Raw genomic sequence first — 6,689 nt, 5'->3', positions numbered from 1 at the left:
CGGGACCGGGCAGAGTGCCGCGCCGGTGCCTGGCGGCAGCGGCGAGGGGGCTGGTAACTGGCGGGATACCTCGCTGTTTAACGGCATAGAGTCGCCCAGAATGCCCTCGCTTTCGGTGGTCGCGGTGCCTAGCCTGAGCCTGAGTGCTTCGGTGGGCATCAGCGGCGGTGTGGGGTTTGGAGTGAGTGCTGGCGTCAACATTAGTGGCAGTATCAGCGCCAATGTTTCTGCAAGCTTGTCTGCCTCGGTCAATGTTGGTGGAGGCGCTGTCGGCGGTTCGACCAGTAGTGCAGGCGGGGCAAAAGCCACGCAGCAGGCGGTGCCACCGGCAAGTCCTGCTTTTAAATTCGGCAATTCCGCCAGTCTGGGCACCGGCATCGAAGGTGCATTCAATCCGGCTGGAAACAAGGGAAGTATGAATGCCGCCCATATTCAAACAGGCAGTGCGTCGTTAAGACCAGCAGCCCAGATTACGGGTGATGGCGGTCAAGCCGGACCATCGGCCTCGGCGGTGACTGGCGAGAGGCCACTATCAACAGCCGCAGCTAAGCAAGCAGGACCGGCGGCTGTGGGTCGCAAAAGCAGTGGCGTATCGGTAAGCAATTTATTAAAAGCCGCCGCCGACAGCGGCGTCGGTTTCGATTGAGCGGGAATTAGACATGCCGGTATTGATAGACGAAGTGATTTTGGAGGTGCAAGACGGCGTCACCGAAGCCGCCGAACGGCAACCGACTGCTCAGCAGACACCGTTGTCACCAGTGGAAATCGAGTTGACGCAAATGTTGGAATTGATTCGGCAGCGGCAGGAAAGGTTGAGGATTGATTGAATCGGTGTTGTAGGGTCGAATTTATTCGACCTTCAGCGAGGGCAGTGCGAATGAATTCGCACCTACACTCTTGGGCAGAACTGACATTCAGCCGGCAGACGTTTTAAAAATCCCCCTCAATCCCCCTTTTTCAAAGGGGGGAACGACAGGAGAGGAAAGTAGTTAACCCATAACAATATTAATAATAACAACACTATGCCCGAAAACGCCTTCACCAGCTCCCGCCCGACGATCAAAATCGACGGCGAACAACGCGATGACCTGCAACAGGCCTTGCAGGCGATGCAGGTCAATCTGCCCTTGCACGGCTGCGCGCATGCCGAATTGCAGCTGTCTAATTGGGGCAGGCCGGAAGGTGGACAGGATCCTGACTTTACCTTGAACGACATTGCCTTGGGCGCCGGCGTGGAAATTGAAATGGGTAGCGACACCCCGCAACACCTGTTCAGCGGCGAGATTACCGCCATCGAAGAAAGCTACGGCGAAGGCGCTCCCAACATCGCATTGCTGTTGCAAGACAAACTACACAGATTGGCGCGCAGCCGGCATAACCGCAGTTTCGAAGATCAAAGCCCGGATGATTTGGTGCAAGCCATCGCCGGCGAGGCGGGCCTGCAAACGGATGCGTCACTGTCTAATATCACCGCCACCTGGCATCAACTCAACGAAAGCGATCTGGCCTTTCTGCTGCGCATCGGTAACCGCTTTGATATAGCGGTGCGCTTGGACGGCAATACGCTGCGGGTCAAGGCCGAAGAAGCCGATCCCAACCCGGTTGAGCTTAGTGCCCAGGACAGCGCCTTGAAAGTCCGCTTGATTGCTGATTTAAACCATCAACCCCTCAGTAGTCAGGCCAACGGCTACAACCTGGCTAGCGCCGAAGCGGTGGATTTTACGGCCGACGCGATGACGCTGGCACCCACAGGTACCGGTGCCGCCGCCACTTTAGGCAACCTAAGCTGGCCCGGCCCGGAAATCGTCCCGCAGCCGTTTCCGGGCACCAGCAGCGAAGCCGAAGCTTATGCCAAGGCCGCTTTCAAGCGCCAAGCCAAACGCTTTATTCAAGGCGAGATTGTCTGCCAAGGCGAAGCAAGCTTGAAACCTGGCCGCGAGATCGATCTGGATGGCGTGTCGCCGCGCCTGAAAGGCCGCTATCAAATCGTGCATTGCGTGCATCGCTTCGATAACAACAGCGGCTTTGAAACCCATCTCAAAGTCAACAAAGGCGGGTGGCAGTCATGAACAGTCACGCCTTGGGCAATCTGCACAGCTTGCAGCTCGGTCAGGTCACCGACAATGCCGACCCGGACAGCCGTGGCCGCATCAAGGTGCGCTTGCTGGCGACGCAAATGGAACTGTGGGCCGGCGTCGTCGCGCCGTCCGCCGGTCAGGGGTACGGGGCCAGTTTTGTGCCGCGTCTGGAAGAAATCGTGGTGTTGGCCTTCATTACGCCGGAAATGCCGTTGGTGCTGGGCAGTGTCTGGGCTGGTAGCAATAGTGTGCCGGCAGAGGCCGATCCGCAGGAAGATCATTATGTGATCCGCACCCCGCAGGAAACGGTGTTGGATTTCGACGACGGCAACGGCCCGAAAGTGGAATTGCGTACCCGATCGGGTTACAAAATTTTGATAGACGAAGCGGGCGGCGGGGAAATCGTTATCGAGCGCGCCGACCAGAGCGTCACCCTCAACAGCAGCGGCATCGCGGTGCGCAGCAGCGGCAGCGTCACAGTCGATGCCTCCACGGTGACCATCAACGCCAGCATGGTGACTGTGAATGCCGGCATGTCCAAGTTCAGCGGCGTGGTGCAAGCCGATACGGTGATCGCCACCTCGGTGGTCGGCAGTTCTTACACGCCGGGTGCCGGCAATATTTGGTAAGGGATTATGAAAACCGAACAAGCCCTGCATCCGTTTAAATTGAAACCGCCGTTTTATCAGGAAGGCGGACAATGTGGCTTGCATCGATATCTGGATGCGGAGTTTATCAATCGCTTCAAGCAAGACATGCAGCGTCGCCAGTTCGATTTGCCGCAAATGAGCGCTTGGCAGCAGGAGGAACGTCATAGCCGCCACGGCCAGCAGCCGGTGCTGCGCCTACCGCTGCATCGGGCCTTTCACATCGTCAGTTGCGAAGTGGTTTGCGACCGTTTTGGAGAGCCGGCGCTGGATCCGCAAAAAATCAGCTCGGCCGGCTTCGTGATCCGCCGGCTTAGCGGCGGCCGCGAGCAGGCCTGGATGCTGGAAGACGGCGAAGCTTTGGGTTGGCAGGACGCGCCCAGCGAATTGCGCGATCCTGATTTGCATCGCCGGCTGTGCGCCAACGGCGTGCTTCACAAACGTGACGATCAGGCCGCTTATAGTGGCGAGGAAGTGCATCCCCTGCATGTGTTAAAAACTAGCGACGCTAATCGCAAAACCCACACGCTCCTGTTCGGTTATCTGCCGCTGGGCGGTTTTTATTATTTGCGCGATGTCAGCCAGGCCTTTGATAGCGCCGATCAAGCGCAGACTGCCAGCGTCGCTGCGGCGATGTTGCCCTGGCCGTTCGGTTATCGGCAACCGCTGAATCAAACCTGGCTAGCCGAACACAGCAAGCCGGTGGCGCAAGGCCTGCCCAGCAAAGGTTTTTTCAAGTTGCTGAAAATGCTGGTCAACCGCTATCACCTCGGCGAAGCCGGCATTGCAGAGAATGCCGCGCTGGAAAATAAAGCGCAGCAGCTGTGGCTGTACGACGAAGCCAAATTGCCTGCCGGTTTACAAGGCCAAGCCTACACCGAAACCAGCCAGGGTTTGTTTGCACCGTATCGGCAGCAAACCTTTTATAGCTATCTGCAAGCCTGCTTTGCGTGGGGCGGCGATAACCCGCTGGTGCGTTGGCTGATTCAGCAAGAACAGGCGATAGACGCAGTCGGCAGCTTGGACAAACTAACGGCGTTACCGGCCTTGCCGAATGCCAACGGCGTCGGCAATCTGAATCTGACGTTGTTGCTGCTGGCGTCAGATGCCCAAGAAATTCGGGTTTTATTGGGGCAACGCCTCAGCGATCAGGCGCTGAGTAAGGTCAAGGAAATCCCCTTGCCGAAATTCGCGCAAAATCCTGGCGATGTTTATCAGGTGGTGGCTTTCGTGCGCGCCAAAAACCAGCAGGGTCAGGAACAGATTCAATGGGCTGATGCTCACACCCGCAGTATTCAGTTCCGCGTCGCCGCGCCCTTCGATCCGGACGCCAGCCGGCCGGCACTAATCCAGATGCCGTCGCTGGCTGATCTGCGCCGCGGCTTGGCCAAGGGTGCGGCGATGATCACGCCGGCCGATACCTTCGATTTGATGAACAAACTGAAGCTGAACAAAGGCGCCAGCGAAGACACGGTAAAAGACACTGCCGGCCCGGATTTTGGGATTCAGTGGATTTGTTCGTTCAGCCTGCCGGTGATTACGCTGGTGGCGATGATTTTGTTGATGATCATGATCTCGTTGCTGAACATTGTATTTTTCTGGTTGCCGTGGGTCCGGATTTGCCTGCCGTTTCCAAAAATCAAGGGAGGTTGAGGATGCGTACACCGGTACCGGAGATTATGAGCTGGCCCTTGGGCAATATCGATGCCGACGGGCATTTGAGCTGGACGCGCGACGATCAGAGCATCCGCGAGGTGATGCTGAATATCCTGTTGACCCGGCCCGGCGAGCGCTTGCAACGGCCGAGCTTTGGTGCCGGTTTATTGAATTTCGTGCATCAACCCAATAACGAAACCACCCGGCATTTGATCGCGGGCGTGGTGCGCAAATCGCTGGAGACCTGGGAGCCTAGAGTGGAAATCGACGAAGTGCAAGTACAGGCCAGTCCGGCCAGCGTCGCCGATGTGCATATCAATATCCGCTACCGGCTGCGCAACAGTCAGCGGCCGGCGGAACTGGGATTCACGCTAAACCTGAGCCTGCCGGCTTGAGGCTGCAAGAGAGGCCGCTATGCCATTACCGGTACCGAATTTAGACGATAGACGCTTCGACGATCTGGTCGCCGAAGCCAAGGCCCGGCTGGCCAATCATTTGCCGGAGCTGGCGCAGATTGCCCCCGGCGACCCGCTCAACGGCTTTGTCGATTTGTTTGCCTGGCTGACCGAAACTATTTTGTATCGCGCTAATTTAATTCCCGAGCGCCAGCGCCGGGTATTTTTAAATCTATTGCAAATTCCGGTGCGCGCCGCCCGGCCCGCCAAAGGCATAGTCTGCGTAGACGCCGGCCCGACCAGCGTGTTGCCGGCGGCATTGTTGGCGGATGGCAGCCAGCTCAGGGCCGGCAAGCAGGTTTTGACGGCAGTGGGCGAATTGCAGCCCACCTGCCTGAGTTTGCAGGTGTTGATCAAACAGAAACTGGAGGCTGCCGACCTGGCCGCGCTGGGTTTGACCTTGCAGGATTTGCAGGAACAGTACGGTTTGCGCAACGGCCAACGCCCCGAGCCATTTCAACCACGCCGTTTCGAGCCGGTTAAGGAAGTGCTGGATCTGACCGGTAGCCTGGATCGCAGCTTTTACCTGGCTTGCATCGCACCCCGGCAACTGGAAGGCCAGATTGCTTTGCTGCGTAGCCATCTGGCCGGCATCGCCTTTAACATTGGCATTGCGCCCGCCGACGATTTGGACGGCGAAGCGATTAACGAATTGAATCCGCGCAAGCTGATCTGGGAGCTGGTATCCACCGGCGAGGCCGGCGAAACGATTTACCTGCCTTTGGACGTGCTGGCCGACAGCTCCAAAGGTGGCCGGCAAACCGGCGTGGTGCGCTTGCGTTTACCCAAAAATCCGGCGCTGTTCCAGGCTTTTGTACCTACCGATCCGATGTTCAGCGGCGTCGGCGATAGGCCGCCGGAATTGGCCGATCAAGTCGAAGCCGGCCGAGCGGCGTTTTGGTTGCGCTTGCGTTGCCCGGAACATCCCAAGTTACAACTGGGCTACCTGGCCTTGAATGCTGTCGATGTGCTTGCGCAAGGTTTGCAGCAGGATTTGCTGGTGGGCATGGGCACCGGGCAGCCCGATCAGGTGGTGGTATTGCCGAATCAGAATATCGAGGCTGCGACCTTGCAACTGGATGTCGAGGAAAGTGGCGCTTGGGTGCGTTGGCAGCAGGTGGCTTTTCTGGCTGGTCAAGCCGCCGATGCCAAAGTGTATCGGCTTAATCCGCAGTCAGGCTATGTGTATTTCGGGGATGGCACGGCCGGGCGACGGCCGCCGTCGGGCAGCCGGATTCGTATTACGGCTTATTTATTTGGTGGCGGCAGTGCCGGCAATCTGCCCGCCGGCACTGTTAAGGAAGTGGTCAACGGCAGCTCGCGCTATAAAATTCGCCATGAATGGCCCTTGCAAGGCGGCTTGGATGCGGAGACCGTCGAACAGGCCGAAAAACGCATCCCGCAGTTTTTGACCCATCGCAACCGGGCGGTGACGCAGCAGGATTTCAAAATCATCACCGAGGCCAATCCGCTCAATCCGGTGGCCCGCGCCGAAGTGCTGGTGGGTTTTTTGCCCGGCGCCAGTATTAGGGCAGCCCGCGACGGCGTACCCGGTGTGGTCAGCGTCTTTGTACTGCCGCCGGCCGAACCGGCTTTGGGCCACACGCCCAAGCCTAACCAGGGCTTGTTGAAAGACGTGTTTGCCTATCTGTTGCAGCGGACTATGGTTGGCACCGAACTGTATGTGCTGAGTCCGGAGTTCGTGCCGATTGCCGTCAGTGTAAAAGTACAGGTGCGCGACATCGAAACCGAACAACAAACCCTGCGCGATGTACAGCAGACGCTGCTGGACTATCTGTGGCCCCTGGCGCCCGGCGGCGCGCGCGGTGCGGGTTGGCCTTTGGGGGCTGAGG

Annotated in this window: 7 protein-coding genes; all 7 read left to right on the top strand. The window is 58.2% G+C overall.

Annotated elements, in window-relative coordinates; all coding sequences use genetic code 11:
• Positions 1-646 (top strand): hypothetical protein (locus NP589_RS20985; RefSeq protein WP_256608719.1); only part of this gene is annotated, 646 nt, incomplete at its 5' end.
• Between the two features lie 13 nt (positions 647-659).
• On the top strand, positions 660-827 hold the full coding sequence (locus tag NP589_RS20980; protein ID WP_256608718.1) for a hypothetical protein: 168 nt from the start codon (positions 660-662) through the stop codon (positions 825-827).
• A gap of 195 nt (positions 828-1,022) precedes the next feature.
• On the top strand, positions 1,023-2,069 hold the full coding sequence (locus NP589_RS20975) for a phage late control D family protein (RefSeq protein WP_256608717.1): 1,047 nt from the start codon (positions 1,023-1,025) through the stop codon (positions 2,067-2,069).
• A complete protein-coding gene (locus NP589_RS20970; RefSeq protein WP_256608716.1) occupies positions 2,066-2,707 on the top strand; it encodes a phage baseplate assembly protein V in 642 nt (213 codons plus the stop codon). Before NP589_RS20975 ends, NP589_RS20970 begins: the two co-directional genes overlap by 4 nt.
• A gap of 6 nt (positions 2,708-2,713) precedes the next feature.
• Entirely contained in the window at positions 2,714-4,378 is a 1,665-nt protein-coding gene (locus NP589_RS20965) for a hypothetical protein (protein ID WP_256608715.1), read from the top strand.
• A 2-nt stretch (positions 4,379-4,380) separates the two neighbouring features.
• Positions 4,381-4,776: a GPW/gp25 family protein gene (locus tag NP589_RS20960; RefSeq protein ID WP_256608714.1), complete on the top strand. Its 396-nt coding sequence runs from the start codon at positions 4,381-4,383 to the stop codon at positions 4,774-4,776.
• 19 nt (positions 4,777-4,795) lie between these two features.
• Positions 4,796-6,689, top strand: a 1,894-nt coding sequence (locus NP589_RS20955) for a baseplate J/gp47 family protein (protein ID WP_256608713.1), incomplete at its 3' end; no start/stop codon positions are given.

The sequence above is a fragment of the Methylomonas rosea genome (assembly GCF_024505055.1).
Taxonomy (GTDB): Bacteria; Pseudomonadota; Gammaproteobacteria; order Methylococcales; family Methylomonadaceae; genus Methylomonas; species Methylomonas rosea.
Note: the sequence above shows the minus strand (reverse complement) of the source record. Positions and strands in the feature narration are given on the sequence as shown.

Excerpts from the sequence above, each read along its gene's own strand:
- NP589_RS20965 (WP_256608715.1), top strand. The coding sequence starts at position 2,714 with ATGAAAACCGAACAAGCCCTGCATCCGTTTAAATTGAAACCGCCGTTT.
- NP589_RS20980 (WP_256608718.1), top strand. The coding sequence starts at position 660 with ATGCCGGTATTGATAGACGAAGTGATTTTGGAGGTGCAAGACGGCGTC.
- NP589_RS20960 (WP_256608714.1), top strand. The coding sequence starts at position 4,381 with ATGCGTACACCGGTACCGGAGATTATGAGCTGGCCCTTGGGCAATATC.
- NP589_RS20970 (WP_256608716.1), top strand. The coding sequence starts at position 2,066 with ATGAACAGTCACGCCTTGGGCAATCTGCACAGCTTGCAGCTCGGTCAG.
- NP589_RS20975 (WP_256608717.1), top strand. The coding sequence starts at position 1,023 with ATGCCCGAAAACGCCTTCACCAGCTCCCGCCCGACGATCAAAATCGAC.